This is a genomic window from Geodermatophilus obscurus DSM 43160 (assembly GCF_000025345.1).
GTDB lineage: Bacteria > Actinomycetota > Actinomycetes > Mycobacteriales > Geodermatophilaceae > Geodermatophilus > Geodermatophilus obscurus.
The window spans coordinates 2,174,303-2,200,423 of the sequence record NC_013757.1; the positions used below are offsets into that span (position 1 = coordinate 2,174,303).

27 protein-coding genes are annotated in these 26,121 nt (G+C 73.5%); 12 read left to right on the forward strand and 15 right to left on the reverse strand.

Annotated elements, in window-relative coordinates; translation table 11 throughout:
- Positions 1–55 precede the first annotated feature (55 nt).
- Entirely contained in the window at positions 56–1,012 is a 957-nt protein-coding gene (locus GOBS_RS10215) for a VWA domain-containing protein (RefSeq protein ID WP_012948212.1), read from the forward strand.
- Positions 1,013–1,087: 75 nt separating this feature from the next.
- Here the strand turns inward: GOBS_RS10215 and GOBS_RS10220 are convergent, their stop codons facing one another.
- The 3 genes from GOBS_RS10220 to GOBS_RS10230 all read right to left on the reverse strand — a co-directional run bounded on the left by GOBS_RS10220 (position 1,088) and on the right by GOBS_RS10230 (position 4,240).
- Positions 1,088–2,569 carry a glycosyltransferase family 2 protein gene (locus tag GOBS_RS10220; RefSeq protein ID WP_012948213.1) on the reverse strand — a complete coding sequence of 494 codons (1,482 nt, stop codon included), beginning with the start codon at positions 2,567–2,569 and terminating at the stop codon, positions 1,088–1,090.
- The gene (locus tag GOBS_RS10225) at positions 2,566–3,204 is read right to left on the reverse strand and encodes an RAD23 family protein (protein WP_041241435.1); all 639 of its coding nucleotides are present in this window, start codon (positions 3,202–3,204) and stop codon (positions 2,566–2,568) included. Before GOBS_RS10225 ends, GOBS_RS10220 begins: the two co-directional genes overlap by 4 nt.
- A 178-nt stretch (positions 3,205–3,382) precedes the next feature.
- A complete protein-coding gene (locus tag GOBS_RS10230) occupies positions 3,383–4,240 on the reverse strand; it encodes a zinc-binding dehydrogenase (protein ID WP_243697695.1) in 858 nt (285 codons plus the stop codon).
- Between the two features lie 273 nt (positions 4,241–4,513).
- Between GOBS_RS10230 and GOBS_RS10235 the strand changes: the two genes are divergently transcribed.
- The gene (locus GOBS_RS10235; RefSeq protein WP_012948215.1) at positions 4,514–4,906 is read left to right on the forward strand and encodes a nuclear transport factor 2 family protein; all 393 of its coding nucleotides are present in this window, start codon (positions 4,514–4,516) and stop codon (positions 4,904–4,906) included.
- Positions 4,907–5,095: 189 nt separating this feature from the next.
- Here GOBS_RS10235 and GOBS_RS26230 read toward each other — a convergent pair whose 3' ends face one another.
- Entirely contained in the window at positions 5,096–5,245 is a 150-nt protein-coding gene (locus GOBS_RS26230) for a Zn-dependent oxidoreductase (protein ID WP_081448857.1), read from the reverse strand.
- A 136-nt stretch (positions 5,246–5,381) separates the two neighbouring features.
- Between GOBS_RS26230 and GOBS_RS10240 the strand changes: the two genes are divergently transcribed.
- Positions 5,382–6,881 (forward strand): amidase, encoded by a 1,500-nt coding sequence (locus tag GOBS_RS10240; protein ID WP_012948216.1) that lies wholly within the window; start codon positions 5,382–5,384, stop codon positions 6,879–6,881.
- 433 nt (positions 6,882–7,314) lie between these two features.
- On the opposite strand, the gene GOBS_RS10245 is transcribed toward GOBS_RS10240, so the two are convergent.
- On the reverse strand, positions 7,315–8,715 hold the full coding sequence (locus GOBS_RS10245) for a hypothetical protein (protein ID WP_012948217.1): 1,401 nt from the start codon (positions 8,713–8,715) through the stop codon (positions 7,315–7,317).
- Between the two features lie 333 nt (positions 8,716–9,048).
- Between GOBS_RS10245 and GOBS_RS10250 the strand changes: the two genes are divergently transcribed.
- Positions 9,049–9,879, forward strand: a complete 831-nt coding sequence (locus GOBS_RS10250) for an oxidoreductase (protein WP_012948218.1) — start codon at positions 9,049–9,051, stop codon at positions 9,877–9,879.
- A 341-nt stretch (positions 9,880–10,220) separates the two neighbouring features.
- On the opposite strand, the gene GOBS_RS29310 is transcribed toward GOBS_RS10250, so the two are convergent.
- The 4 genes from GOBS_RS29310 to GOBS_RS10265 are packed head-to-tail and all read right to left on the reverse strand — an operon-like array spanning position 10,221 to position 12,755.
- Positions 10,221–10,865 carry an NAD(P)-dependent alcohol dehydrogenase gene (locus GOBS_RS29310; protein WP_279432644.1) on the reverse strand — a complete coding sequence of 215 codons (645 nt, stop codon included), beginning with the start codon at positions 10,863–10,865 and terminating at the stop codon, positions 10,221–10,223.
- A gap of 9 nt (positions 10,866–10,874) precedes the next feature.
- On the reverse strand, positions 10,875–11,261 hold the full coding sequence (locus GOBS_RS29315; protein ID WP_279432645.1) for an alcohol dehydrogenase catalytic domain-containing protein: 387 nt from the start codon (positions 11,259–11,261) through the stop codon (positions 10,875–10,877).
- Between the two features lie 43 nt (positions 11,262–11,304).
- Entirely contained in the window at positions 11,305–11,715 is a 411-nt protein-coding gene (locus tag GOBS_RS10260) for a (R)-mandelonitrile lyase (protein ID WP_012948220.1), read from the reverse strand.
- A gap of 17 nt (positions 11,716–11,732) precedes the next feature.
- Positions 11,733–12,755 (reverse strand): zinc-dependent alcohol dehydrogenase family protein, encoded by a 1,023-nt coding sequence (locus GOBS_RS10265; RefSeq protein ID WP_012948221.1) that lies wholly within the window; start codon positions 12,753–12,755, stop codon positions 11,733–11,735.
- A 133-nt stretch (positions 12,756–12,888) separates the two neighbouring features.
- On the opposite strand from GOBS_RS10265, the gene GOBS_RS10270 reads away from it, so the two are divergent.
- On the forward strand, positions 12,889–13,770 hold the full coding sequence (locus GOBS_RS10270; protein ID WP_012948222.1) for a helix-turn-helix transcriptional regulator: 882 nt from the start codon (positions 12,889–12,891) through the stop codon (positions 13,768–13,770).
- A gap of 283 nt (positions 13,771–14,053) precedes the next feature.
- Positions 14,054–15,208, forward strand: a complete 1,155-nt coding sequence (locus GOBS_RS10275; protein ID WP_012948223.1) for a 3-deoxy-7-phosphoheptulonate synthase — start codon at positions 14,054–14,056, stop codon at positions 15,206–15,208.
- 46 nt (positions 15,209–15,254) lie between these two features.
- Here the strand turns inward: GOBS_RS10275 and GOBS_RS10280 are convergent, their stop codons facing one another.
- Positions 15,255–15,905: a maleylpyruvate isomerase family mycothiol-dependent enzyme gene (locus GOBS_RS10280; RefSeq protein WP_012948224.1), complete on the reverse strand. Its 651-nt coding sequence runs from the start codon at positions 15,903–15,905 to the stop codon at positions 15,255–15,257.
- A gap of 134 nt (positions 15,906–16,039) precedes the next feature.
- Between GOBS_RS10280 and fabG the strand changes: the two genes are divergently transcribed.
- The 3 genes from fabG to GOBS_RS10295 are packed head-to-tail and all read left to right on the forward strand — an operon-like array spanning position 16,040 to position 18,679.
- Positions 16,040–16,744, forward strand: coding sequence for a 3-oxoacyl-[acyl-carrier-protein] reductase (fabG, locus tag GOBS_RS10285; RefSeq protein ID WP_012948225.1), 705 nt, complete (start codon positions 16,040–16,042; stop codon positions 16,742–16,744).
- On the forward strand, positions 16,744–17,520 hold the full coding sequence (fabI, locus tag GOBS_RS10290) for an enoyl-ACP reductase FabI (protein WP_012948226.1): 777 nt from the start codon (positions 16,744–16,746) through the stop codon (positions 17,518–17,520). Before fabG ends, fabI begins: the two co-directional genes overlap by 1 nt.
- 37 nt (positions 17,521–17,557) lie before the next feature.
- Positions 17,558–18,679 (forward strand): ferrochelatase, encoded by a 1,122-nt coding sequence (locus GOBS_RS10295; protein WP_012948227.1) that lies wholly within the window; start codon positions 17,558–17,560, stop codon positions 18,677–18,679.
- A gap of 123 nt (positions 18,680–18,802) precedes the next feature.
- Here the strand turns inward: GOBS_RS10295 and GOBS_RS10300 are convergent, their stop codons facing one another.
- From GOBS_RS10300 to GOBS_RS10310, 3 genes are all read right to left on the reverse strand, one after another.
- Complete coding sequence (locus GOBS_RS10300; RefSeq protein ID WP_081448859.1) at positions 18,803–19,378, reverse strand: alpha/beta fold hydrolase; 576 nt, start codon at positions 19,376–19,378, stop codon at positions 18,803–18,805.
- Positions 19,379–19,504, reverse strand: a complete 126-nt coding sequence (locus GOBS_RS29320; RefSeq protein ID WP_012948229.1) for a hypothetical protein — start codon at positions 19,502–19,504, stop codon at positions 19,379–19,381.
- Between the two features lie 92 nt (positions 19,505–19,596).
- Positions 19,597–20,334 (reverse strand): hypothetical protein, encoded by a 738-nt coding sequence (locus GOBS_RS10310; protein ID WP_012948230.1) that lies wholly within the window; start codon positions 20,332–20,334, stop codon positions 19,597–19,599.
- 86 nt (positions 20,335–20,420) lie between these two features.
- On the opposite strand from GOBS_RS10310, the gene GOBS_RS10315 reads away from it, so the two are divergent.
- Positions 20,421–20,864 (forward strand): NfeD family protein, encoded by a 444-nt coding sequence (locus tag GOBS_RS10315; protein WP_012948231.1) that lies wholly within the window; start codon positions 20,421–20,423, stop codon positions 20,862–20,864.
- Between the two features lie 93 nt (positions 20,865–20,957).
- Entirely contained in the window at positions 20,958–22,145 is a 1,188-nt protein-coding gene (locus GOBS_RS10320; RefSeq protein WP_012948232.1) for an SPFH domain-containing protein, read from the forward strand.
- Positions 22,146–22,424: 279 nt separating this feature from the next.
- Here GOBS_RS10320 and GOBS_RS10325 read toward each other — a convergent pair whose 3' ends face one another.
- Positions 22,425–23,507, reverse strand: a complete 1,083-nt coding sequence (locus GOBS_RS10325; protein ID WP_012948233.1) for a SigB/SigF/SigG family RNA polymerase sigma factor — start codon at positions 23,505–23,507, stop codon at positions 22,425–22,427.
- On the reverse strand, positions 23,504–24,001 hold the full coding sequence (locus GOBS_RS10330; protein ID WP_012948234.1) for an ATP-binding protein: 498 nt from the start codon (positions 23,999–24,001) through the stop codon (positions 23,504–23,506). The genes GOBS_RS10325 and GOBS_RS10330 overlap by 4 nt, the downstream gene beginning before the upstream one ends.
- A gap of 233 nt (positions 24,002–24,234) precedes the next feature.
- Between GOBS_RS10330 and GOBS_RS10335 the strand changes: the two genes are divergently transcribed.
- A complete protein-coding gene (locus GOBS_RS10335; RefSeq protein WP_012948235.1) occupies positions 24,235–26,091 on the forward strand; it encodes a SpoIIE family protein phosphatase in 1,857 nt (618 codons plus the stop codon).
- The last annotated feature ends 30 nt before the right edge of the window (positions 26,092–26,121 follow it).

The following is a 26,121-nucleotide window of genomic DNA, read 5'->3' on the forward strand; positions in this document are numbered from 1 at the left end:
CCTTCCCGATGACACCTCGCGACCGCCGGCGTGCCGGCAGCGGAGGAGCCTCCCGATGACCTTCCAGGCCCCCTGGTGGCTGCTCGGCCTGCTGGCCGTCGTCGCGCTGGTGGCGCTGTACGTGGTGCTGCAGCTGCGCCGCAAGGCCTACGCCGCCCGGTTCACCAACGTCGCGCTGCTCGGCACGCTGGTGCCGAAGCGCCCCGGCTGGCGGCGGCACCTGGCCTTCGGGCTGGTCGCGCTCGCGCTGGCCGCGCTGATCGTGTCCCTGGCGGTGCCCAGCACCGAGGTCCGGGTGCCGCGGGAGCGCGCCACGGTGGTCATGGCCGTCGACGTGTCGCTGTCGATGCAGGCGACCGACATCGAGCCCAGCCGGTTCGAGGCGATGCAGGTGGCGGCCAAGGAGTTCGTCGACGTGCTGCCGGACCGGATCAACCTCGGACTGGTGTCCTTCGCCGGCACCGCCACCACCGTGGTCACCCCGACGACCGACCGGGGGCAGGTGAGCACCGCGATCGACAACCTGGAGCTGGCCGAGTCCACCGCGATCGGGGAGGCGGTGTTCACCTCGCTGACCGCGATCGAGAACTTCCAGTCGTCGCTGGACGCCGACGGCGAGGAGGTGCCGCCGGCGCGGATCGTGCTGCTGTCGGACGGCTACAACACCGTCGGCCGCCCCGACACCCAGGCCGTCTCCGCCGCGCTCGACGCCGGCATCCCGGTCTCCACGATCGCCTTCGGCACCGACTACGGCACCCTGGACCTCGACGGCGAGCGGGTGCCGGTGCCGGTGGACCGCGCCACGCTGGAGGAGATCGCCGACCAGACCGGCGGCAGCTACAGCGAGGCCGCCAGCGCCGCCGAGCTCGAGCAGGTCTACCAGGACCTCGGCAGCCAGATCGGCTACACGACCGAGCCGCGCGACGTCAGCTACTGGTTCGTCCGTGGCGGCGTGCTGTTCGCGATGATCGGCGTCGTCCTCAGCCTGCTCTGGACCAACCGGCTGCTGTGACCGGGCAGGAGCCGCTCCGGCCCCCCGCCTGGCCTCCCCCGGCGTGCGACGGGGGAGCCAGGAGGGGGTCCTCGCTCAGACCGTGAAACCGCGCTGGCGGCGCACCAGCTTCTTCGCCATGAACAGCGTCTGCAGCACGGTGACCAGGTAGAGCACCGGCCAGCCGATGGACAGGATCGCCGACTGGATGCCGACGCTCTGCTGGCTCCAGGCGAAGATGAGCACCACGAAGGTGGCCACGGCACACACGGCGGGCATGACGTAGGCCGACCCGCGGCCCCGCTCGGCGTCCGCCTGCGCCGCCCAGTTGTCCTTCTCCACCCGGGCGAAGAACTGCACCCACGCGGTGACGAAGTGGCCCATCCGGATCCACATGTACAGCTCCGCCGGGGCCAGGAGCAGCGCGTAGAAGATGTCCGAGGCGCTCTTGTCGTGCATCGACGCGGCGATCCGCAGGTTGAGCAGCGTGGCCACCAGCGGCGGGATGAGCCACACCGGGTTGAACACGAACGCGTCGATCGACAGCGCCGCGGCCAGCAGCAGCAGGAACGCCATGCGGGTGCTGATGTTGAGGAGCATCGAGACGTTCTCGTACCAGCGCAGCCGCAGGTTCGGGTGCAGCGGCTGGCCCTTGTTGTCCCCACGCTGGCCGGGCCAGAGCAGGTCGATGCCGCCGAAGTTCCACTTCACCTGCTGGCCGTGCAGTGCGCGCAGGGTCTCCATCGGGCCGACGAAGGCCCGTGCCCGGGCGCTGATCTTGGTGCTGAAGCCGGCGTCCTTGATCTGCAGGGACAGCTTGGAGTCCTCGACCTCCGAGTCCCGCACCCACGGCGCGGACTGGTGGTTGCGGTACATCACGGTCTCCAGCGCGCGGACGCTGAACAGGCTGCACTGCCCGCCGAGGACGGCCATGTTCCGGCCGCGGACCAGGTTGTCCATGTTGAACCCGGCGAACTGGGCCCGCTGGCCGGCGACGAGGAACGTCGCCATGGCGCCCTTCACCCTCGACTTGTCGAAGGTGTAGATGGCCGACAGCCCGCCGATCCGCGGGTCGGTGACCATCTCCTTCTCCAGCCACTCGAGGCAGCGCCGGTCGAGTGTGGTGTCACCGTCCACGCCGAGGATGTAGTCGTAGCCGCGGCTGACGTAGTAGCCGAAGTTGAGCGCCCCGACCTTCTTGTCGGGGTTCTCGCCGATGTCGTGGACGTGCACGACGGTGGTGAACAGCTCGCCCTTGACCACCCGCTGGTGCTCACCCTCGAACCGGCGGGCGATCTCCGGGGTGTCGTCGTCGGTGTTGTTGATGATGACGTGGATGGCGTCCGGCAGCCGCGTCTGACCGAGCAGCGAGGTGATGACGTCGCTGATCGTCGACTGCTCGTTGTAGGCCGGGATGATGCAGCTGATCGTCGCGTGCCGCTGCTCCTCGGACGTCGCCGGGCCCCCGAACTCGGCGGGGACGAGCGAGCTGATGTCGGGGACCTGGCCGGTCCCCCGGGCGAGCAGCTGGACGCGGTCGGTCGCCCGGCGCATGCCGTGCAGGACGAGCTGGGTCACTGGGTCTCCTCCTGGAGGAAGGGCAGCACGATGCTGTCGAGGACGGTCTGGCGGAAGTAGCGCCCGGACCCGGGTTCGGTCTCGACCAGCAGGTCGAACTGCACGGAGAGGTCCACCTGCCCGGCGCCGGCCGCCGAGGGGGTGAGGACGAGGGCGGTGCCGTAGCCGTAGGGCGGCTGGAGCGCGAACTCGCCCCGGTCCTCGGCCACGGTGGTGCGCGTGGTGCCGTCGTCGGCGGTGGCCACGAAACGGGTGACCAGCACCTCGAGGTCGGGGTCACCGCCTTCGAGGTGGGCGGACAGCTGCACGCCCTTGGTGTCGGCGGCCCGCCACTGCCTGGCCGGCTCGCTGGTCCACCAGTCGACGACCAGGGTGCGGTCGCCGGCCGGCACGGTGCGGGTGGTGGAGCCGGTGTCGAGGTCGCCGACCGGCCGCGTCGGGCCGGGGTCGGCGACGGCGACGGTGGCCGGTGCCTCCGGCTCCGGAGTGCGAGGGGGTGCGGTGGTCGACGCCGGTGCGGCGCCGAAGTCCGGGCTCATGCTGACGTCGGGCAGCGTGCAGCCCGAGAGGGCCACGCTGGTGAGCACGAGCAGTACCGCCCCTGCCCGGAGCTGCCGGGACATGGGTGTGATCACGAGTTCTCCCTGGTGCGGAACGAGGCCGCGGCCGACAGACATCCGCAGGGAGGAGGGCGACACTGACCCCTCAGCTGCGGTCATGTCTGACAGTAGGGAGATCGCTACGGCAGGTCATCCCCTCCTCACCCGTCCGGGTCGGGGTCCCGGTCGTGTGGGGGGTGGCCCGCCCCGGCGGTCACCGAGCGGGGTCGAGGACGAGCTTGCCGGTGGTGCGGCGGGCGAGCAGGTCCTGGTGCGCCTCGCGGACGGCGGTCAACGGGTAGCGCCCGCCGATGACCGGCCGCAGCGCGCCGTCGGCCACCAGCGGCAGCAGCTCGGTCATCGCGTCGTCGAGCACCGCCGGCCGGGTCATGCAGTGCGCCAGCCAGAAGCCGACGACCGCGCGGCTCTTCTGCAGCAGCATCCCCGGCGGGACGGCGGCGGTCTCCTGGCGGGCGGCCATCCCGTAGGTGACGACCCGGCCGAACGGGGCCAGCGCGGACAGCGAGCCGGCGAAGACGTTGCCGCCGGTCATCTCCAGGACGACGTCGACCGGTCGGCCGCCGTTGGCCTCGCGGAGCGCAGCGGTGAAGGCCTTCGGGTCGTCGTCGGCCAGGGCCGGGTCGACCGAGGCGTCGGCGCCGAGCTCCTCGGTCAGTGCCCGCTTCTCCGGGCTGGACGCCGTCGCGATGACCCGGCCCGCGCCCCAGCGCCGTGCGAGCTGCACGGTCAGCGACCCGACGCCATCGGCACCCGCGATGACGACGACGGTCTCTCCGGCGGCGAGGTGCGCGCTGGTGCGCAGCAGGTGGTAGGCGGTGCTGCCCTGCAGGACGACGGCCAGCGCCTGCTCGTCGGTCACCCCGTCGGGCAGCTGCCAGGTCAGCCGCGGGTGCGCGACGACCTCCTCCGCGTAGCCGCCGCCGTCGAGCAGGCCGACCACCCGCGGGCCGCCACCGGCCGGCGTCCCCACGAACTCCGCGCCGGGCACCAGCGGCAGCTGCTGGGCCGCGAGGTAGCTGTTCTCGATCTGGTGGGTGTGGGCGCAGTTCACGCCCGCCGTGGAGACGTCGTAGACCTGCTGGCCCGGACCGGCTTTCGGGTCGGGGATGTCGACGACGTCGAGGACCTCGGGCCCGTTCGAATCGGGATTCGAACGGCTCGCATCGTCCGACCCTAGGTCCCGAACGTCGAGCAGGGCGTCGGAGTCCGGATGCGTGCAGCCTGTCGGGCACGGTTCACGCCGCGGAGCCCCTACTTGTCATCCCATCCCGGCAGGAGAAGCGTCGGCCACTCAGCGGGGACGAGACGCCACTAGGTAGCCGTCATGCCGCACCAGAACGAGTCCATGCTTCGGGACGTGTACTCAGCGGCCGCAGAAGCTGACGTGGAGAGGCTCCGGCAGCTCATCCACCCCGAGGTGGTCTGGCACGTGCCCGGGCGCAACGTCCTCACCGGCGACTACAAGGGCTTCGCCGAGGTGCTTGGACTCTTCGGTCAACTCGCGGCGATGACCGACGGGACCTTCCAGTCGGAGTTGCACGATGTCGTGGCCAATGACGAGCACGTGGTGGGACTCCACACCGAGCGGGGCCAGCGGTCGGGGTGTTCGCTGGAGGCTCGTCTCGCCTTGGTCGGACATGTCCGTGACGGACGCCTGAGCGAGGTGTGGGAAGGTCACCTGGACGCCGAGGCGTTCGACTCCTTCTGGTCAGGCTGAGCCTGCGCCGGGCCACTCGTGCAGGTGCCGGGGCCCGCCACCGCGAGGCCCAGGCCGCGCGTTCAGCCCTGCGCGTATGTCGCTGCGGTCTTGCTCTCGAAGAAGCCGGAGTATGTGGGCCGCTACGCGGGAGCTGCCCCAGCCGTGCGCCGGTCGTGGGGCTGACCGGCGAAGGCAATCAGCTCGTTCTCACGACAGGCAGTGGTGGGTGTCGGCGAAGTTCACGCCGGCGGCGGAGACGTCGTAGACCGTCTGGCCCGGACCGGCCTCCGGCTCGGGGACGTCGACGATCTCCAGGATCTCGGGACCGCCGAAGCGGGTGATCTGTACTGCACGCATACAGGTGACGCCAGGGCTCGACCGGCAGGCGGGGAGCCGGGGTTCGCCTCCGCGGATCGAGGATGCGGGGTGAGGCGGCCCGACCGCCGGGGCCCTAGCATCGAGCGCACCGCCTGCTCCGACCCTGGAGGAATCAGTGCTGGATGACGCCGACTTCGCCTATGTCGGTGCGACGGAGCTCGCCCGTCGCGTCCGACACCGGGAGGTGTCACCGACAGATCTGGTCGATGCCTGCGCCGCCCGGATCGAGGAGCGCAACCCGAGCCTGAACGCCTTCGTCTTCACCGACGTCGAGGGCGCCCGGCAAGCCGCCCGTGAGGCGGAGAAGGCGCTCGTCGACGGTTCGGAGATCGGCCCGCTGCACGGCGTACCGACCGCGATCAAGGACTTGTTCGACTTCAAGCCCGGCTGGCCGGCCACCTTCGGCGGCGTCCGCGCGCTGGCCGACTTCTCCCTCGACGCCTACTGCATCTTCGCCGAGCGCGTCGAGAAGGCCGGCGCGATCATCGTCGGCAAGACCAACTCGCCGGTCATGGGCTACCGGGGCACCTGCGACAACCCGCTCTTCGGGGCGACCGCCAACCCCTTCGACACCTCCCGGAACCCCGGGGGGTCCTCCGGTGGCAGCGCCGCAGCTGTGGCCGACGGGCTCGTGCCGTTCGCCGAGGGAACCGACGGTGGCGGATCGATCCGGATCCCCGCCGCCTGGTGCGGGCTGTACGGGTACAAGGCATCCTTCGGGCGAGTTCCCTCGGTCGTGCGGCCGAACGCGTTCGGCAGCACGATGCCCTTCCTCTTCGAGGGACCGCTGACGCGCACCGTCGAGGACGCCGCCTTGGTGCTCGACGTGCTGTCGGGCTACCACCCGGGCGACATGTTCAGCATCGACGGCCAACCGCACGACTTCACCCGCGATGTGCGCCGGGACATCTCGGGCATGCGGATCGCCTATACCCCTGACTTCGGCATCTTTCCCGTCGACCGACGTATCCGCGAGACGGTCGGCCAGGCGGTCCAGGCCTTCCGTGACGCCGGGGCCGTCGTGGAGCAGATCGACCTGACGCTGCCCTATGGCCAGCGCGAGCTCAGCGACCTGTGGTGCCGGCAGATCATGCTGGTCAACGTCGGCGCCTTCGAGAACATGAAGAAGAACGGCCTGGACCTGCTTGGCGAGCACCGCGACAACTTCCCTGACGGTTACCTGCGCTGGGCCGACCACGTCTACGGGATGTCGATCAGCGAGCTCAACGAGGACTACGTGATGCGGTCCGCGGTCTACGACACCATCCAGGCGGTGTACGCCGACTTCGACCTTCTGGTCACCCCCACCCTGAGCGCCATGCCGGTCCTCAACTCCGAGGTTCCAGGCACGACTGTCGGGCCGAGCGAGGTCGAAGGTGTCGAGGTCGACCCCTACATCGGCTGGTGCCCGACATACCTGACCAACTTCACCGGTCACCCGGCCGCATCGATCCCGGCCGGACTGGTCGACGGGCTGCCCGTGGGCATGCAGATCCAGGGACGTCGGTACGCCGACAGCGACGTGCTCGCCGCCAGCGGCACCTTCGAGTCGCTGCGTCCCTGGGCCGACAGCTACCACGCACCGCGAGATCGCGCCCTGGGACCCTCGGCCTGACCTCCACGTCCGTTTCCGGCTTCTCGCTCGAGCCAATTCGCTCGACCAAGCGATGTCGCGGCATCCGGCCTGACTGTCGTGCCGCGTGGAGTGGTGTAGCTCGTCCGCGTGCTGCTCTGCGGTGTTGCTGACCATGCTGTCTGCAGGGCGGGCTGGTCGATCACCTCGCTCGCGTCCGTGCGCCTGGTGTTCTGCACTCCAGCAGTGAGGTCAGTTGCAGAACAGTCGGTGGCGGGTGTCGGCGTAGTCGACCCCCGCCGACGAGACGTCGTAGACCTTCTGGCCGGGACCGGCCTCGGGTTCCGGGGTGTCTGCCGAGGCTAGGGCTCCACCGGCATGCAACGGCTCCAGGGGCCGACAGCCGACGGCGCAGGAGGCGGTCCCGTGCGAGCAGGCGCCCCGAACCAGACGGTGCTGGTCCGCCCCGGACCGCTCACCGCTGCGTCGAGCCGGCGGTCCCCTCGAGCGGGGGAGGACTGGCCGCGCCGGCGGGGTACTCCAGCAGCGGCACGGCATCCTCGGCCCACGCCTGCAGCACCGGATCGACGATCCGCCAGGCCTGCTCGGCCTCCTCGCCGCTCACCGAGAGTCGGCTACCGCCGGACAGCAGGTCGGTCAGGACCTGGCCGTACGCGGCGCGCTCGCCCGGGGCGGCCACCTGCACGCCGGGCTGCCGGGTCTCCTCCGGCGCGTCCAGCTCGATCCACAACCGGTCAGCCGCCACCCGCTGGGCGTCGCGCGGGTCGCACGCCGGCGCGGCGGTCCGGAAGTGGAGGGCGACTCCCTTGCGAGGCGTCCCCAGTGCCTTTCCGGTGCGCAGCACGAATCGGGTGCCGGTCCACCGAGGGGTGTCCAGCTCCAGGAGCAGCTCGGCGTAGGTCTCGGTGCTGCGGGCGGGGTCGACGCCGTCCTCGTCGGTGTACCCGGGCACGGCCCGACCGCCGGTCGCGCCCGTCCCGCTCAGCGTCCCGGCGGTGTAGCGCGCCCGTCGGGTCCGAAGGGGGACCTCCGCGGCGGAGAGCACGCGCACCGACCGCAGCAGCTCCAGCTTCGCCGCATGCAGCTCGCCCTGGGTCCGGCCGGCCGGCGGTTCCATTGCGACGAGGGTCAGGACCTGCAGCATGTGGTTCTGCATCACGTCCCGGACGGCACCGGTCCGGTCGTAGAAGTCCGCCCGGCCCTCGAGCCCCAGCGTCTCCTCCCACAGCACGTCGACCTGTGCGATCGAGGCACTGTTCCAGACGGGGGCCAGCGAGCGGCCGGGTGCGTGCAGGTCGAGCAGCGCCTGCACCGTCGGCATCCCGAGGAAGTGGTCGACGCGAAACGCGGCCTCCTGGTCGCCGCCGGTCACGCGGGCGAGCAGCTCGTTGAGCGCCACGGCGCTGCGCAGGTCGGAACCGAACGGCTTCTCCACCGCGGTGCGGCTGCCGACCGGCAGGTCCGCCCCACTGAGCGCGTCCAGCACCGCCGGGAACAGCGCCGGGGGCAGGGCCAGGTAGACCGCTACCGCCGCCCGGTCAGTCGCATCGCCGCCTTCATCGAGTGCGCGCACCGCGGCGGCGACGGTGTCGGGCTGCTCGGGGTCGACCGCCCGGTACCGCAGCCGATCGACGAGCGCGTTGCGCACCTCGGTCGGCACGTCCCCGGCGTGCTGCTGCAACCGGGTGGCCGCGTGGGTTCGGAAGGTCCGGTCGTCCCAGTCCTGGTGCGCGCCGCCCACGACCTGCAGGCCATCGGGCACCCGGCCGTCGGCCGACAGCCGGGCCAGCGCGGGCAGCAGGAACCGTCCGGCCAGGTCCCCCGTGGCACCGAGCAGGAGCAACCGGCTGATCACGAGTCCTCCTGGCGGACGGTGACGGCCTGGGGTTGGCTCCGTCCGGGCCGTGGGTCGGGTCGGACGGGCGGCGGGGCTGTGACCATGGCGCGACCTATCCTCCCCGAGCCCCGTGACCGGCGTCCACGCGGCCGAGGTGGCCGTTCGCGCGCGGGGCGACCGGCGCGTAGTACACCCTTTCGTCAGCGGCGGCCCCGTGCGGTTCGCGGCATCTCGGGTGGGGCATCGTCCCGCGGAGTCGGGACCGGGCGACGGCTGTTGCAGTCGCGGTCGACCGTCTGAATCGTGCGGGCCTCCGCAACCCGAGCAGGACCACCGTCGGAGAGGAACTCGATGTCCACCTGGCTCATCACCGGCTGCTCGAGCGGGCTCGGTCGAGCCCTCGCCGGAGCAGTCGTCGAGGCCGGCCACTCCGCCGTGGTCACCGCGCGCGACGAGGCCACGGTCGCCGACCTCGTGGAGCTTGCTCCGGAGCGCGTGCTGGGCGCGGCGTTGGACGTCACCGACCCGGCGCGAGCGGCTGTCGTCGTCCAACAGGCCGAGGATCGCTTCGGCGCCGTCGACGTGCTGGTCAACAACGCCGGGTACGGGTACCGCGCCGCGGTCGAAGAAGGTGAGGACGCCGACGTCCGTGCGTTGTTCGAGACCCACTTCTTCGGGTCGGTGACCATGATCAAGGCGGTGTTGCCCGGGATGCGCGCGCGTCGCGCGGGCGCGATCGTCAACGTCTCCTCGATCGGGGCTCACATCAAGCCACCGGGATCGGGCTACTACGCAGCGGTGAAAGCGGCACTCGAGGGGATGTCCGGCTCCCTGCGCGACGAGCTGCAACCACTGGGCATCTCGGTGACGATCGTCGCGCCCGGCGGATTCCGCACGGACTTCTCCGGTCGGTCGCTGACCCAGTCCCGAACCGTGATCGACGACTACGCGGAGACGGCGGGTAAGCGACGCAAGGAGCGCGATACGACGCACGGAACCCAGCCAGGCGACCCGGCGCGCGCCGGCCGGGCCATCCTCACCGCCGTGGAGTCCGCCGATCCGCCGGCGATGCTGCTGCTGGGCAGCGACGCCCTGACCAGCTACCGGCAGGTGCTCCGCACGGCCCTCGCCGAGGCCGACCAGTGGGAGGAGCTGAGCGTCAGCACCGACTTCCAGGACTGATCCCCGGCGTGAGCCGGGCGGCCGTCGGTCAGCGGGCCCCGCAGGTCGGCCGGCTGCACCGACGGTCCGGCTTCCGGGGGCCGCGGGCGGTCCTCCGGGTGAGCGTGGCCTGTCCGATGCCACTGCCGGCGGCGGTGACGAAGATGACCCGGCCGGGAGATCTGGGCCCGTCGGTGTGCGTCATCCTGGTTCCTCCTGAGTCGTGGACGTGCGGTGGCGAGTCGTCCGTGGCGGGTGGCGACGGGTACGCCATCGGCCGTCGGCGCCGGACCGGTCCCTCGGTGGACGTCGCGCAGTGGGCCCCGCCCGGCCGGCGGAGCGGAGCCGGGCGGGGCTGGGCGTCAGCGCAGGGTGGCGGTGTCGATGACGAACCGGTAGCGGACGTCGGAGGCCAGGACGCGCTCGTAGGCCTCGTTGACCTGGTCGGCGGCGATGACCTCGACCTCGGCGCCGATGCCGTGCTCGGCGCAGAAATCGAGCATCTCCTGGGTCTCGGCGATGCCGCCGATCATCGACCCGGCGTAGCTCCGGCGGTCGCCGATGAGGGAGAAGACGTTGAGGCTCAGCGGCTCGGCGGGCGCGCCGACGTTGACCAGGGCGCCGCCCACCGCCAGCAGCGAGAGGTACGCGTCGACGTCGATCGGTGCGCTGACGGTGTTGACGATCAGGTCGAACCGGCCGGCGAGCCCGGTGAACGTGTCCGGGTCGCTGGTGGCGAAGTAGGAGTCGGCACCCAGCCGCAGGCCGTCCTCCTGCTTCTTCAGCGACTGCGACAGCACCGTCACCTCGGCGCCCATCGCGTGCGCGAGCTTGACGCCCATGTGCCCCAGACCGCCGAGGCCGACGACGGCGACCTTCTTGCCGGGGCCGGCGCCCCAGTGGCGCAGCGGGCTGTAGGTCGTGATGCCGGCGCACAGCAGCGGGGCCGCGGCCGCCGAGTCGATGCCGTCCGGCACTCGCAGCACGAAGCCGGCGTCGACCACCACGTGGGTGGGTTACCCGCCCTGGGTCGTGCTGCCGTCCCGGTCCGTGGCGGCGTAGGTGCCGACCATGCCGTCCAGGCAGTACTGCTCGTCGCCGCCCAGGCAGTTGGCGCAGTGGCCGCAGGAGTTGACCATGCAGCCGACGCCGACCCGGTCGCCGACCCGGTGGGTGGTGACCTCGGCGCCCACCTCGGTGACCGTGCCGACGATCTCGTGGCCGGGCACCACCGGGAACGGCTGCGGGCCCCAGTCGCCGTTGACGGTGTGGATGTCGCTGTGGCAGATGCCGGCGTGGGTGATCTCGATCAGCACGTCGCGCGGGCCGACGTCCCGGCGTTCGATGACGGTGGGGACGAGCGGCTCGGCGGCTGCGGGGGCGGCGTAGGCGTGGACCTGCACGGGGGTGCTCCTCGTTCTCGGGGGTGCTCGGGTGGGGTGGGGATCAGTCGACGGCCGGGGCGGCGCCGTACTCCTCGTCGGTGACGGGGGTCAGCCAGTGGACGACGGCGTGGTCGTCGTCCCCCTCGTTGATGGCCACGTGGACCATGAGCCGGTTCGGCGCGGCGCCGTGCCAGTGCTCCTCGTCGGCCTCGAACAGGACGCGGTCGCCGGGCCGGATGACCTCGACCGGGCCGCCCCGGCGCCGGCACAGGCCGACGCCCTCGGTGACGAAGACGGTCTGGCCCAGCGGGTGGCGGTGCCAGTGGGTGCGCGCGCCGGGCATGAAGTGCACCAGGTTGGCGCTGACCCGGGACGGCGCGGGCGCGGCGGCGACGGCGTCGATGTACACGTCGCCGGTGGACCAGTCCGCCGGGCCCTCGACGGTGTCGATGGAGCTGCGGGTGATCTGCACGCTGTCCTCCGGCGCGGTCAGGGACGCAGCAGGGTCTTGATGGCGCGGCGCTCGTCCATCGCCCGGTAGCCCTCGGCGGCCTGCTCCAGCGGCAGGTCGAGGTCGAAGACCCTGCCCGGGTCGATCTCGCGCTCGCAGATGAGGTCGATCAGCTGGGGCAGGAACCGGCGCACCGGAGCCGGTCCGCCGTGCAGGTGCACGCCGGAGAAGAAGAGCTCCTCGCCGGGGATCTGCACGTCGTGGGTGACGCCGACGTAGCCGACGTGCCCGCCGGGCCGGGTGGCGCGGATGGCCTGCATCATCGACTCCTGGGTGCCGACGGCCTCGATGACCGAGTGCGCGCCCAGCCCGTCGGTCAGGTCCTTGATCCGGGCGACGCCCTCGTCGCCGCGCTCGGCGACGACGTCGGTGGCCCCGAACTCACGGGCCAGCTGCTGGCGGGACTCGTGCCGGCTGAAGACGACGATCCGCTCGGCCCCCAGCTGCCCGGCCGCGAGGACGCCGAGCAGCCCGACGGCGCCGTCACCGACGACGGCGACGGTCTTGCCCGGGCCGGCCTCTGCGGCGACGGCGGCGAACCAGCCGGTGCCCAGCACGTCGGAGGCGGCGAGCAGGCCGGGGACCAGGTCGTCGGCGGGCACCTCGGGGGTGGCGACGAGGGTGCCGTCGGCCAGCGGGATGCGGGCGAGCTCGGCCTGGGTGCCGAGGGCACCCACCGGCACGGCGTTCACGCAGCGGGACTGGTACCCGGCCCGGCAGATCTCGCAGGTGTTGTCCGAGGCGAAGAAGGAGCCGACGACGAACTGACCCGGCTCCAGCGTGCGGACGTCGCTGCCGACCTCCTCGACGACGCCGACGTACTCGTGCCCCATCGGCGCGGGCCCGTCCACCTCCTCGATGCCGCGGTAGGGCCACAGGTCCGAGCCGCACACGCAGGCAGCGGTCACCCGGATGACCGCGTCGGTGGGCTGCTCGATCGTCGGGTCCGGGCGGTCCTCGACGCGGACGTCGCCGGGGGCGTGCAGAACGGCTGCTCGCAAGACGGTGCTCCTTCGGGAGTGGCTGAGCTGTCCACCCCAAGAAACCGCGCCCGGCGCGTGCGCGGGTGGTCGGGCTTGTGGGGGGGACAACCACGACCTCCCTCCACCGGCCGGCAGCCGTACCGTCGATCCGGTGGACAACCGCTCCGACATCCGCGACTTCCTCGCCAGCCGGCGCGCCCGCATCACCCCGGAGCAGGCGGGGCTGCTGCCGGGCGGTGGCCGGCGGCGGGTGCCCGGGCTGCGCCGCGAGGAGGTCGCCGTCCTGGCCGGGGTGAGCACCGACTGGTACACCCGGCTGGAGAAGGGCCACATCGGCGGCGTCTCCGAGGACGTCCTGGAGGCCGTGGCCCGGGCGCTCCAGCTGGACGAGGCCGAGCGGCGCTACCTGTTCGACCTCGCCCGCGCCGCCAAGCCGAGCCGTACGCCGCAGCGGCGCAGCCGCGCCCAGGTGTCCCCGCGCGTGCAGTGGATGCTCGACTCGATGAGCGCCTCGGCGGCGTTCGTGGTCAACGGCCGGATGGACATCATCGCCGCCAACACGCTGGCCCGTGCCCTGTACTCACCGGTCTTCGACATGCCGGGCCGGCCGGCGAACATCGCCCGCTTCCAGTTCCTCGACCCGCGGGCCCGGGAGTACCACACCGACTGGGACGGCGCGGCCAACGTCACCGTCGCGCTGCTGCGTGCCGAGGCCGGCCGCGACCCCCACGACAAGGACCTGCGCGAGCTCGTCGGGGAGCTGTCGACGGTGAGCGAGGAGTTCCGCACCCGCTGGGCCGCGCACGACGTGCGCATCCACCACGCCGGGGCCAAGCAGTTCCGTCATCCCGTCGTCGGCACCCTCGAGCTGGTCTACCACACGTTCGACCTGCCGACCGAGGACAGCGGGAAGCTCGCCATGACCGTCTACACCGCCGAGCCCGGGACCCCGTCCGAGGACGGGTTCACGCTGCTGGCCAGCTGGGCGGCCACCGCTGCCGACGTGACCACCCCCGCGATCGACCGTTCCTGACCCGGGGTCGGGCAGGTCGACGTGGCGGACCCCGGGGCCGCCGGAGCGGGTGCTCCGCACGGCTCGCCCGCTGCGGGGACGGGCCGGGTCCCGGCTCGCTCGGCGACGTCCCCGTCCCACCCGCTGTGGTTGGCTCACCGGTGCGTGCCGAGCCGCCCGAGCGGCGGGCGGCCCCGTCGGGTCACGACGGGCGGGAACGACGAGGAGGCCTCCCATCCCGGCTGACCGGATCCTGGACGCGGCGACGCGGATCGCCGACCTCCTGCTCGACGTCCAGACGCGGGTGAACGGGCAGATCGACGCCGCGCTGACGGAGCTGCTGCCCGAGGTCCAGCAGCGACTGGGCGTCTCACCGGCCGACGCCGTCGACCTCTCCGGGCTGGTGAACACCAGGATCACCGGCCTGAGCGTCGTGGTCACCCCGGCCGCGGTGGCGACCGTCGTCCCGCTGCCGGCCGAGTCCGCCGCCACGACGAGGGCGGGGCGGCGCGCGGTGACCGAGATCGTGACCGGCCGCGACGACCGCCTGGCCGTCATCGCCGGCCCCTGCTCGATCCACGACGCGGAGGCCGCGCTGGAGTACGCCGCCTTCGTCCTCCGCATGCGCGAGCGGCACGGCGAGGACCTCGAGATCCTGATGCGGACGTACACCGAGAAGCCGCGGACCGAGGTCGACTGGAAGGGGTTCGCCTACGACCCGTTCCTCGACGGGTCCAGCCGGATCAGCGTCGGGCTGGTCGCGACCCGGCTGCTGATGTGCCGCATCACGGCCCTGGGCGTGCCGGTGGCGGCCGAGCCGCTGAACGCGCTCACGCCGCAGTACGTCAACGGGCTGGTCACCTACAACGGCGTCGGCGCCCGCAACGTCACCGACCAGACCGCCCGGGAGCGGGTGTCCGGCTTCTCCTCCGTCGTCGGCTTCAAGAACTCCCCGGAGGGGAGCATCGAGGCCGCCGTCTCGGCCGTGCTGACCGCGCGGGCGCCGCACGAGTTCCTCGGCGTCGACCACCACGGCGTGAGCGCCCAGCTGTCGACGACCGGCAACGACACCGCCCACGTGATCCTGCGCGGCGACAAGGACGGCCCCAACCACTCCGCCGCGCACATCGCCGACACCAAGCGGAAGCTGGCGCGGCGCGGGCTGCCGGAGGTGGTCGTCGTCGACGCCTCCCACGGCAACAGCCAGAAGGACCACCGGCGCCAGGTCGTCGTCGTGCGGGACCTGGCCGGGCAGGTCGCTGCCGGCGAGCGGGCGATCCGCGGCGTGATGGTGGAGAGCAACCTCGTCGCCGGGCGGCAGGACCTGGACCGCCGCCATCCCGAGAGGCTGGAGTACGGCACGAGCGTCACCGACGCCTGCGTCGACCTCCCGACGACCGAGGTGGCGCTGGCCGAGCTGGCCGAGGCCGTCCGGTCACGGCGGCGCGCCGTCGCCTGAGCACGTCCTCCTGCCTCCGCCGGCCGAGGGCGGACGAGAGGGTGGATCAGCCCAGGCGCGCGGCCAACACCTCGGCGCCGGGACCCTCCAGCGCGTCGAGGCCCGCGCGTCGTCCCGCCGCCACCAGCAGCAGGTCGATGTCGGGTCCGCGCAACTCGGCCCCGTCGCCGTGGGTCCACCCGGTGTCGGTCGAGACCAGCTGGACCCCGGCCAGTCGCCGCGGCCCGCCCATGAACCTGTTCGTGGCGACGTAGGCGAGGCAGGCCGCCACCACGTCGGGAGGCGAGACGTGGCGCCGGCCCAGCGGCCGCGCGATGTCCTGACCGTGGACGACGAGGTCCATGAGCGGGTCCATCGGGGTGCTGCCGGGGAACCTCCGCGTGGAGGCGGCGCTCCCGCGCAGCTGCGCAACCAGCGCCGCGGGGCTGTACGCCGTGGCCCGCTGCGCCGCCAGGTCGACCTCCATCCGGTCGAAGCTGCCCCGGGCCCGCACCGCCGCCCACAGCAGCCGGGGCACCGTCAGCCTGGTCGTGACCGTGAGATGGGCGACGACGTCGCGCACGGTCCAGGCGGCGCACAGCGACGGCGTCGTCCACTGCTCGTCGGTGAGGTCGGCGACGAGGTCGGCGACGCGGTGCCGTTCGGCGGCCACCGCCGCGTCGACGGCGGTACGGAGGAGGACGGGCGGGGTGCTCATGCTCCTCCCGACTCCGCCCGTCCCCGGAACTCGTCGGTCGCGGCCGGGGCCTGCCGCCCGTGACCAGGTGTGACCTGCGCCGACCGACTAGGTTCGGGAGCCGGACCGGACGGACGGCGCAGGGGGTGTGGCACGTGGCGAGATCGGTGCTCGTGACCGGCGGGAACCGCGGGATCGGGCTGGCGATCGCCCGCGCGTTCGCCGAGCAGGGCGACGCGGTGGCGGTGACCCACCGTGGCAGCGGCGCCCCCGAGGGCCTGTTCGGCGTGCAGTGCGACGTCACCGACGCCGCGGCGGTCGACCGGGCGTTCACCGAGGTCGAGGAGCACCAGGGGCCGGTAGAGGTGCTGGTGAGCAACGCCGGCATCACCCGGGACGGGCTGCTCATGCGGATGAAGGAGGAGGACTTCACCGACGTCCTCGACGCCAACCTCACCGCCGCCTACCGGGTCTCCAAGCGGGCCGCGGCCAAGATGGTCCGCGCGCGGAGCGGCCGGGTGGTCTTCGTCTCCTCGGTCGTGGGCCTGCTGGGCTCGGCCGGGCAGACGAACTACGCGGCGTCGAAGGCCGGCCTCGTGGGCCTGGCGCGGTCCATCGCCCGGGAGCTGGGCAGCCGGGGCATCACCGCGAACGTGGTGGCGCCCGGCTTCGTCGAGACCGACATGACGGCGCAGCTGCCGGAGAAGCGGCAGCAGGAGATCCTCGGGCAGGTGCCGCTGGGGCGGTACGCCTCGGCGGAGGAGATCGCCGGCGTGGTGCGCTTCCTGGCGAGCGACGCGGCCGGCTACATCACCGGGGCGGTCGTCCCGGTCGACGGCGGACTGGGAATGGGGCACTGATGAGCGGCGGCATCCTCGAGGGTAAGAAGGTCCTGGTCACCGGGGTCCTCACCGAGGCCTCGATCGCGTACGCGACCGCCCGGATCGCGCAGGAGCAGGGCGCCACCGTCGTCCTGTCCAACTTCGGCCGCGCCCTGTCGCTGTGCCAGCGGATCGCCAGGCGGCTCCCGCAGGAGGCCGCCGTCGTCGAGCTCGACGTGACGAACACCGAGCACCTGTCGACCCTGGCCGACCGGCTGCGTGAGCAGGGCTTCGACACCCTCGACGGCGTCGTCCACTCGATCGGGTTCGCGCCCCAGGAGGCGATGGGGGAGGGCTTCCCCGAGGTCGCCTGGGAGCACGCGGCGACGGCCTTCCAGGTGTCGTCCTGGTCCTACGCCTCCCTCGCGCAGGCCTGCCGGCCGCTGCTGACCAACCCGTCCTCGGTCGTCGGGCTGACCTTCGACGCGTCCGTCGCCTGGCCGGTCTACGGCTGGATGGGTGCCGCCAAGGCGGCGCTGGAGTCCGTGAGCCGGTACGTGGCCCGCGAGCTCGGGCCCGAGGGCGTGCGGTCCAACATCGTGGCCGCCGGGCCGCTGCGCAGCATGGCCATGAAGTCCATCCCGGGCAGCGCGCAGTTCGAGGAGGCGTGGGAGGGGCGGGCCCCGCTCGGCTGGTCGGTCACTGACACCGAGCCGGCCGGCAAGGCCGTCGTCGCGCTGCTGTCGGACTGGTTCCCCGCCACCACCGGCGAGATCGTGCACGTCGACGGGGGCTTCCACGCCGTCGGCGTGTGAGTGCATCCGCCGGCGTCCCGCAGCGAGAAGGAAGTCCGTGCCCCGCGCCACCGTCGACATCAGCCCCGGCCAGCGACCCGACGAGGACCCCTCGCTGGCCGTCCGCAACAACGGCGGCGTCCCGCCGTCGGCCGACCCCGCCCCCGCCGGACGACGGGAGGCGCTGCTGGTGCTCTCCTTCGGCGGTCCCGAGGGCCACGACGACGTCATGCCGTTCCTCGAGAACGTCACCCGCGGCCGCGGGATCCCGCGCGAGCGGCTCGAGGAGGTCGCCGAGCACTACCACCACTTCGACGGCGTCAGCCCGATCAACGGCCAGAACAAGGCGCTGATCGCGGCGGTCGAGGCCGACCTCGCCGCCGCCGGCGTCGAGCTGCCGGTCTACTGGGGCAACCGCAACTGGGCGCCCTACGTCGAGGACACCTGGGCGCAGATGGCCGACGACGGCATCGAGCACGTCTACGTCCTCGCCACCTCCGCCTACGCCTCGTACTCCGGCTGCCGGCAGTACCACGAGGACATCGCACGGGCCCGCGTCGCGACCGGCGGCGGGCCGACCGCGGAGAAGCTGCCGCACTACTTCGACGCGCCGGGCTTCGTGCAGGCCAACGCCGACGCCCTGGCCGCCGCGATCGCGTCGCTGCCCGAGGAGGTCCGCGGCACCGCCCGGCTGGTGGCCACGGCGCACTCCATCCCCGACACGATGGCCGCCGTGGCGGGGCCCGAGGGGCACGCCTACGAGGCCGAGCTCACGACCGCCGCGCAGCTGGCGGTCGACGCCGCCGCACCCGGCCGGTCCTTCGACCTGGTGTGGCAGAGCCGCAGCGGCCCGCCGTCCGTGCCGTGGCTGGAACCCGACGTCAACGACCACCTGCGCGCGCTGGCCGCGGCGGGGGAGCAGGCCGTCGTCCTGTTCCCGGTCGGGTTCGTCAGCGACCACCTCGAGGTCGTCTGGGACCTCGACAACGAGGCGAAGGAGACCGCCCGGGAGTGCGGGCTGGCCTTCGCCCGCGCCGCGACCGCCGGGACCCACCCGGCGTTCGTCCGCTCGCTGGTGGAGCTGCTGCGGGAGCGCCGCGCCGGCGGGCAGCCCCGCCTGGGGACCGACTGCCCCGCGTCGTGCTGCTTCGTCGCGCGGCCGGCCCGCCCGACCGCCTGAAGGAAGACCCCGTCCTCCCCACCCCTCGCAAGCTCGGGGCGGTGCCCGGGACGGGCCAGCGGCCAGCCGCTGGACGGGGCCTGCCCGGGACGGGGGCCGGCGGGGGCCTGCGGGGGTCCTCTCTCAGCCGGCGAGCCGGAGGACGTCCTCGACGGCGGCGGCCACCGCCTCCGGGGCCTCGGACGGGATCTGGTGCCCGGCTCCGGGCACGACGACGGTCTCCGAGCGCCCCGACAGCGCGGCCAGCCGCTCCTGACCCGCCGTCCACGGCCGGCCGGCCCCCTCGCCGCGCACGAGCACCACGAGGTGCGGGTCGTCCTCCAGCGCCGTGACCGACCGCGCGGCCTGCTCGATGTCGCGAAGGTCCAGCCGCTCGTCGGCCATCGCGACCTCCTCCAGGCTCGGTGCTCCGGTGCCGCCCAGCAGGCCGACGGAGGAATCGAGCGCCTCGACCAACACCAGGCCGTCGACGCGGTCGGGGTGCCGGTCGGCGTGGAGGCGCGCCAGGTAGCCGCCGAAGGAGTGCGCCACCAGGACGACCGGTCCCCGGTCCGCGGCGTGGTCGACCACGGCGTCCAGTTCGGCGTCGAGCTCGTCCGCGCCCCGGCCCGCGGCCCGGGGGGCGTCACTGGCGCCGGTGCCCGGCCGGTCGTAGCGGCAGACCCGCGCGCTGCCGGTGAGCGCCCGCTCGACCTCGATCTACTGCTCGGAGGTGGTGTCGTCCCCGATGCCGTTGACCAGGACCACCGCGGGACCGTCACCGGTGCACCACACCTGCTGCGATCCCGGCGGCGCACCGACCTCGGCCGCGACCTCCCCGGGCACCGTGTCGCCGCCCGCACCGCAGGACGTCAGGACGAGGCCGCACGACGCGAGGGCCGCGAGCCCGACGGCGGGACGCCGACGGCGCGACCCCCTCACCGCGGAACGGCGTTGTAGGCGGCGGTGACCGCCTCGCGGACGGCGTCGCCCAGCGGACGGAGCGCGTCGTCGCGGGCGGCGGCCTGACGGTGGGTGACCGCGCCACCTGGGGCGTCGCTGAGCGCCAGGTCGAGCACCGTCGCCAGCCGCTGGGCCCGCGCCAGCAGCGACATCGCCAGCGGGTCCGTGCCCGGCGGCATCCCCGGCACGTGCGCCGCCTCCGCCAGCCCGGCCAGCAGGGCCGGGACCTCCGGGTGCCAGCGGGCCAGGTCGAGGTCGGCCAGCGTGCGGGCCGCGTCGCCGACGGCGAGGTCCAGCGCGCCGGACACCGCGCGCAGCGACCCCTCGACCGGTGGCGGCACCGGCGGGGCACCGGTCAGGTCGAACGCCGTCCACTGCACCACCTCCGGGCCCAGCGGCTCGGGCACCAGCGCCAGGTGCTCGCCGACGGCGGCCTGTCCGGCCTCCACCGCCGGCTCGGCGAGGCCCGTGGCGCGCGGCAGCCCACGCACGTCGCCGGGCACCGGCAGCACCAGGCGGATCCGGGTCTCACCGGCGCTGCGCAGTGCGCTCAGTGCCCAGCCGAGGGGGACGGCGCCGTCGGCGCCGGGCAGGCCGGCGACCCGGTGCGCGGTGTCCCCCACCAGGGCGTCGAGGGCGTCGTCGTAGGAGGCGCGGCCGGTGAGCCAGGCGGTCGCCCACACCGCGAACCGGCCCGCGGGGAAGTCGTGCACCCGGCGAGGTTATGCCGGGCCCCGGCCTAGATGACGATCCGGTTGAGATCGGTCACAGCGCCGTCCGGATCTGGGAGAGTGCGGACGTGGAAGCCTGGTTGCTGTGGCTGATCGCGTCCGGTCTGTTCGCCGCCGGTGAGCTGGCCAGCGGCGACCTGTTCCTGCTGATGCTGGCCGGCGGGGCGGTCGGCGGCGTTGGGGTCGCGCTGCTCGGCGGTCCCGTCGTCCTGCAGCTGGCCGCCTTCGTCGTGATCTCGGCGCTGCTGCTGGCGGTGGTGCGGCCACTGGCCAAGCGCCACCTCACCGAGGGGACGCCGGATCAGCCGGACGGCATCGCGGCGGTGATCGGCCGCACCGCGCGAGTCACCCGGGCCGTCGACGGCCGGGGCGGGCGCATCCAGCTCGGTGCCGACGAGTGGACCGCCCGCAGCCAGTACGGCGCCGATCGGTTCCCGGTCGGCGCGACGGTGCGGATCCTGCAGGTGGACGGCGCCACCGCCGTCGTCGGGGACGCCCTCGAGCTGGAGTGACCCCTCCGTGGGTGACCGCGCGTCGCGCCGTGACCGCATCGTCACCGGAACCAGGCAGGATCGGACACGTACCTCGCAGAAGGGAGCGTTCCCGTGACGCCCGCACTGATAGCCCTCATCGTGATCGCCCTGCTGTTGGTGGTCGTCGTCGCCAAGACCGTGACGATCGTGCCGCAGGCGCAGGCCAAGGTCGTCGAGCGGCTCGGCCGCTACAGCCGCACTCTCTCGCCGGGCCTGTCGCTGCTGGTGCCGTTCATCGACCGCGTGCGCGCCACCATCGACCTGCGCGAGCAGGTGATCTCCTTCCCGCCGCAGCCGGTGATCACCTCGGACAACCTGCAGGTCGGCATCGACACCGTCGTCTACTTCCAGGTGACCGAGCCGCGGCTGGCCACGTACGGCATCGCCAACTACATCCAGGGCATGGAGCAGCTCACCACCACGACGCTGCGCAACGTCGTCGGCGGGCTCAACCTCGAGGGCGCGCTGACCGGCCGCGACGGCATCAACAGCCAGCTGCGCGAGGTGCTCGACGGCACCACCGGCCCGTGGGGTCTGCGTGTGGCACGGGTGGAGATCAAGGCCATCGACCCGCCGCCGTCCATCCGCGACTCCATGGAGAAGCAGATGCGCGCCGACCGCGACAAGCGGGCGATCATCCTGACGGCCGAGGGTGCCCGGCAGTCGGCCATCACCACCGCCGAGGGGCAGAAGGCCTCGGCGATCCTCTCCGCGGAGGGCAAGAAGCAGGCGGCGATCCTCGAGGCCGAGGCCGAGCGGCAGAGCCGGATCCTGCGGGCCGAGGGTGAGCGCGCGGCACTGTTCCTGCAGGCGCAGGGCCAGGCGAAGTCGATCGAGACGGTCTTCCAGGCCATCCACGACGGCAAGCCCGACCAGGGGCTGCTGGCCTACCAGTACCTGCAGACGCTGCCGCAGATCGCGCAGGGCGACGCGAACAAGATGTGGATCGTCCCGAGCGAGTTCAGCAAGGCCCTGGACGGCCTGGCCAAGCTCGGCGGAGCCGACGGCGACGGGCGGTCCTGGATGGACGTCGAGCCGTCGCGGAACGGCGCGAGCCGGCCGACCGCGGAGATGGACACCAGCGGCTGGTTCGAGTCGGCGCTGCCCCGGGCCGCCGACCAGCCCGAGGCGAAGATCGAGCTGTCGAGCATCGCCGACGCCGCGCCGGTCGTCGCCGCACCGGGGATCCCGGACACGACGGCCCTGGCCCGCGCCGCCGAGCAGGAGACCACCGGCGGGGAGGTCCAGCCCCGTCCCTGACCGGTTCCCGGCGGGACCGGCACCGCGGGATCGTGATCGGCGAGACCGTCACCGTGAGTCGATCACGGGGTTGCCGCAGGGGACACGCGCGGACGCGCCACCCGGCCGCGCGACGACCCCGTGATCAACTGCCGTGGGCGGCCGCCGGCCCCCGCCAGGGCCTCCCCGGGAGCGGCCCCGTCCAGAGGCTCGCCGCGGGCCCCGTCCCCGGCACCGCCCCGAGCTCGCGAGGGGTGGGGGACGGGGTCCTTCCCCGGTGAGGAGGACGGGGTCCTCCCCTCAGTCCTTGAGCAGGCCCTCGCGGAGCTTGGCCAGGGTCTGGCTGAGCAGCCGGGACACGTGCATCTGCGAGATGCCGATGTCCGCGGCGATCTGCGACTGGGTCATGTTGCCGAAGAACCGCAGGATGAGGATGCGCCGCTCCCGGGCCGGGATGGTGGCCAGCAGCGGCTGCAGCGACTCGCGGTACTCCACGCCCTCCAGCGCGGAGTCCTCCTCGCCGAGGGTGGCGGCGAGGGTGGGGGAGTCGTCCTCGCCCGAGAGCCGCTCGTCGAGCGAGCTGCTGCGGTAGGCGTTGGCGACGGCGAGCCCCTCGAGCACCTCCGCGCGCGGGATGCCCAGGTGCTCGGCGAGCTCCGAGGGCGTCGGCGCACGGCCGTTCTTCTGCGCCAGCTCACCGACCGCCGCGTTCAGCGACAGGTGCAGCTCCTGCAGCCGCCGCGGCACCCGCACCGACCAGCCCTGGTCGCGGAAGTGCCGCTTGATCTCACCGGTGATCGTCGGGACGGCGAAGGAGAGGAACTCGACGCCGCGGGTCGGGTCGAACCGGTCGATCGCAGCGATGAGCCCCAGGGTGCCGACCTGCAGCAGGTCGTCGAAGGGCTCGCCGCGGTTGCTGAACCGGCGGGCGAAGTGCCGCACCAGCGGCAGGTGCTCCTCGACGAGGACCTCCCGCAGCCGCTCGCGGCGCGGGTCGTCCTTGTCCAGCGTGGCCAGCTGGGCGAACAGCGGCGCGGTGCGCTCGGCCCGCTTGCGGTTCTCCGACATCGGCGGGGCGGCGGGCGTGCCGGGACCGGTCGACTCGCTCGCGTCCTCGTCGACCTGGTCCTCGTCGGACGCCTCGGCGGCGTCGTCCTCGGACTCGACCTCGTCGTCGGCCGGGTCGTCGGCGGCCGCGTCGCGCCCGAGCGGTGCGCCGGCCTCCGGCGTGGGGACGACCTCGCTGCGCGGGTCGGGCACCACGACGGGCTGCTCCTCGGACGCGATCTCCCCCTCCGTGCCCCGCGGGCCGGTCGGGTTCTCGTCGTCGCGCAGGGTGTCCTCCTCGACGGTCGTGGGCTCCGGGGCTACCGCCCCGGTCACCGCACGACCGAGACGTTCTGGCCCGAGTCCCCGAGCTGCTTGTCCGGGTGCTGTCCCGGGAGGTACTTGTCCATGGAGATGACGGCGACGGGCGAGGTGCCGCCGTCACCGGCCGGGACGGTGGCCTGGGTGGCCGGGCCGGCCTCGACCTTGTCCACCAGCGTGTGCAGCACCGCCCAGCCGAAGCCGTCACGGGGGACGTCGGTGCCCTCGGTCGTCGGCACCCAGGCGTCGATGTGCAGGCCCTGGCGGGTGGTCTCGAAGACCACGGTCAGCCGGCGGTCGTCGGAGACGATCGCGGACAGCGTCGCGCAGGCCTCGTCCACGGCCAACCGGAGGTCCTCCACCGCGTCGAGGTCGTAGTCCATCCGCATCGCCAGGTCACCGGCCATGGCCCGCACGGCGGGCAGCTGCGTGGGAGTGGTGGGCACCCGCAGTTCCAGTCGTTCGGCGCGCCGCCCGTCCTGCGCGAGGGCACCCCTCGAGTCCACCATCCGTCGTCCGCTCCTCTTGCTCGCGTGGTGACCGCGTGCCCGGGGTCGTGCGACCCCGGTTGCGCGCGGTTCGCACCCATCCTGCCCGACCGGCTGCAGCGGAGTGCCCGGCCCCGTCGAGCGGTGCTCCTGAAGAGGAGGGGTACCCCGCTCCTCGCGCTGGTCAAACCCCAGGTCACGCGCCTGGTGGGCGCGGTTGCAGCCGTCTGGGGGCTGCGGTTCGCTGGCCCGAGATGAACGCCAGTCAGGAGAGCCCGAGCTCCGGGCCCGCACCGGTGGACGACGCCGGCGGTGCCGCGCTCGTCGCGGCGTTGGAGACCGCCTCCGCCGCCATCTGGTGCCTGGCCGGGACCGCCCTGGAGCCGGTCTGGGCCAACGCCCGCGCCCGTGCCCTCGGAACGGGCCCGCACGACCTGGTCGCGGTCGCCGGCCGCCGCGTCACCGAGCTGGCCGGCTCGGTCGCCCGCACCGGCCGCGCCGAGACCGTGCACGGCGACCCCGATCCCACGGGCCAGGCCGCGAGCGTCGTCCTGCAGCCGCTGGAGGTGCGGGGGCAGCCCGGCGTCCTCGTCGTCGTCGAGGCCGAGCGGACCGACAGCGGGCCCGCCGCGGCGGCCGTCGCGGCGGAGGACGTCGTCGACCAGGTGCAGCACTCGCTGCTGCCCCCGGCGCTGCCGCTGCTGCCGGACGTGCGGCTGTCCGGCGGCTACCACCGCGCCAGCTCCGTGCACGCCGCGGGCGGCGACTGGTACGACGCGGTCCCGCTCGGCCGCGGCCGGCTGGCCCTCGTGGTCGGTGACGCCGTCGGTCACGGCGTACCCGCCGCCGGGGCGATGAGCCGGCTGCGCGGGGCGATGCGCTCGCTGGCCCTGCGCGACCCGTCGCCGGCGGCGGTGGTCGCCGCGCTGGACGCCTTCGCCGGTCAGATGGAGGACGTCGAGGGCGCCTCGGTGTTCTACGGGGTGCTCGAGGCCGCTACCGGGCGACTGACCTACGCCGCGGCCGGGCACCCCGCCCCGTTGATCGTCCAGGCCGACGGCGGCGCCGAGTTCCTCCCGCTGGCGCCCCGCCCGCCGCTGGGCAGCCTGCCCGGTGCGTCGACCGTCGCGGCCACGGCGCAGCTGCCGCAGGGCGCCACCCTCGTGCTGTTCTCCGACGGCGCCGTCGCCACCGCCGGCTCGCTGTCGGCGGAGGGCCTCGACCGGCTGGCCCAGGTGTCGCGGGCCGCGCTCACCGCTCCGGGGGCCCTCGCCGGCGACGCGCCGGGCGAGCTGGCCGCGGCCATCGTCGAGGGGCTGACGGACGCCGCCGAGCGCCCCGACGACATCGCCGTGCTGGTCGCCCACCGCCGGGCCGAGACGACCGAGCCGCTCGCGCTCGACCTGCCGGCCGTCCCGGCGGCGCTGCCGACGGTCCGCCGGCACCTGGGCGCCTGGCTGGCCGGGCTGGGCATGGGCGAGCAGGACCGGGTCGGCGTGATGGTCGCGGTGGGGGAGGCGGCCGCCAACGCGGCCGAGCACGCCTACCGCGGTGTGGAGCCGGGGCGGATGCAGGTCACCGCGGCGGTCGACGTCGACGGGCAGCTCACCGTGACCGTGCGGGACCGGGGCCGGTGGCGCCCACCGGACCGCGACCCCGGCGACCGCGGCCGCGGTCTGCTGATCATGCGGCAGCTCGTCGACGGGGTGGTGCTGCAGGGCGAGGGCGGCACGACGGTCACCCTGAGCATGCGGCTGCGCCGCAGCCCCGAGGACGACGAGGACCGTCCCGGCGGCACCAGCACGGCCGACGTCGTCGTCGACCGGAGCGCAGAGTGTCCGGTGGTGCGGGCGACCGGCGCGGTCGACATGCTCGGCGCCGAGCAGATGCGCATCCGGCTGCTGGAGGCCAGTCACGGTGGCACCGGCCGGGTCGAGCTGGACCTGACCGAGGTCACCCTGTTCAGCAGCGCGGCGGTGCGCGTCGTCCTCGCGATGGCGCGGATCGCCGGCGAGGAGGGGTGGCGGCTGGTGGTGCACGCCCCCGAGGGCGGGGTCACCCGGCACGTCCTCGAGATCAGCGGGCTGGGCGGGCTGGTCGAACTGCGCTGACGGGCGAACCGCCGTCGTCCCGCGTTTGCG